The organism is Amnimonas aquatica (genome assembly GCF_002943415.1).
Lineage (GTDB): Bacteria > Pseudomonadota > Gammaproteobacteria > Pseudomonadales > Moraxellaceae > Perlucidibaca > Perlucidibaca aquatica_A.
Map to the genome: position 1 here is coordinate 1 of NZ_PTQZ01000329.1, position 1,304 is coordinate 1,304.

The 1,304-nt window shown below is 66.2% G+C and carries 2 protein-coding genes, 1 other RNA gene and 1 pseudogene; 1 reads left to right on the plus strand and 3 read right to left on the minus strand.

The annotated features are described in order from the left end of the window. The 3 genes from C5O18_RS09640 to ffs form a co-directional block, all read right to left on the minus strand. The coding region (locus C5O18_RS09640) for an NAD(P)/FAD-dependent oxidoreductase (protein WP_158249331.1) at positions 1-217 on the minus strand (217 nt) is incomplete at its 3' end. Continuing rightward, positions 204-653: a hypothetical protein gene (locus tag C5O18_RS09645; protein WP_105193413.1), complete on the minus strand. Its 450-nt coding sequence runs from the start codon at positions 651-653 to the stop codon at positions 204-206. The genes C5O18_RS09640 and C5O18_RS09645, both read right to left, overlap by 14 nt. A 48-nt stretch (positions 654-701) precedes the next feature. Further along, positions 702-797, minus strand: an RNA gene (gene ffs, locus C5O18_RS09650) — signal recognition particle sRNA small type. 281 nt (positions 798-1,078) lie between these two features. Here ffs and C5O18_RS09655 point away from each other — a divergent pair. Further along, a pseudogene (locus C5O18_RS09655) lies at positions 1,079-1,304 on the plus strand (IS110-like element ISCARN26 family transposase); the annotation flags it as partial.

Consider the following 1,304-nt stretch of genomic DNA (forward strand, 5'->3'; position numbering starts at 1 on the left):
CTTCGTAGCGGGCGAGGAAGGCCGGCTTGGCCTCGGCATGGGTAATGTTGAGGCCGCCGATGCCGGCCAGCAGCAGCTTGCGCCCCAGCGATGGCATGGTGTCGTAGAGGTCGACGCCGACACCGGCGGCGAGCAGCTGCTCGGCAGCCATCAGGCCGGCCGGACCGCCGCCGATGACCGCCACGGTCGGGACGGCCGGTGGCTCAGCGCGCGGCATCGCCATCCTGCCGGCCGGCCCGTGCATCCTGCCGCTCCGCCGCGCCCGCGCCATGCTTCAGCTCGGCCAGACGCACCACGACATAGGCCACCAGCGAGCACAGGAAGAACACCAGCAGCATCCAGGCAATGCCCTGCAGGGTCTCGATGATGGTGCGGTACAGTTCCAGCACCCAGCGCTCGGTGGTCAGCGTCAGCGCCACCGCGTCCTTGTCGCCCAGGGGCGTGATGTAGCGCTCCAGGTCGTAGATGCGCACGCCGGAGGAAATGCCCACCACCAGGATGGCGAACTGCATGTAGCGCTGCCAGGCGGCGAAGATGTCGTCGGCGATCAGGCGTTTCAGGATGGCGCTCACCGGCTGCGCGAAGGCGCGCGCGATCAGCAGGGAAACCAGCGCGGATACCAGCAGGGTCACGAGCAGCAGGGTCAGGAACATGTCGCCTCCGCCAAAACAAGGAAAACTGCCGGGCGGGATGGGTGGCAACCCTGCCAGCCCGGCCCCGGCACATGCTAGACGGCGACCGTTGCTTCCTTCCGGACCTGGCGGGATTGACCGTTTCACATTGCGGGGAGACCGGCAGGGTCACCATAGCGCCGCCCGGATCCGGGCGAGCGCGCAGTATAGAGAAAAGGACCGCGGGTGCAAACCGCCGGACCGGCTTCCGGCGCCTGATCCGCGATCACATGATCTGCCGCCTTGTATCTTTAAGCCTCGGACCGGCTCAGGTAGCCCGACGCGCCTCTGGGAAGTTTGAAGCCCGTGGCTGAGCACTGGGCGCCTGAGCCGGACCGTCCTTCTCTGCAGCCCGAACGGTTGTAGGAACGTGAAGTTCGCATAGACAAGGATGGGAGTGAGAGGACGTGTCCGACTCTGTTTTTATTGGAATTGATGTCTCCAGCCAAACGCTGGAGGTTGCCAGCAGCGATCAGGCCAAGACCTGGCAGGTCGCTAACGACCCCAGCGGCATCGAGCAACTGGTCAGCCAGGCATCGGCCTTGACGCCTGAGATGGTGGTCCTGGAGGCCACTGGCGGCTATGAGTTCGAGGCGGCCTGCGCGCTTCAGGCTGCGGGCCTGGCGGTGGCAG

What these genes read in the sequence shown, in the direction of transcription:
- C5O18_RS09645 (WP_105193413.1), bottom strand. Translation starts at nt 653, where the DNA reads ATGTTCCTGACCCTGCTGCTCGTGACCCTGCTGGTATCCGCGCTGGTT.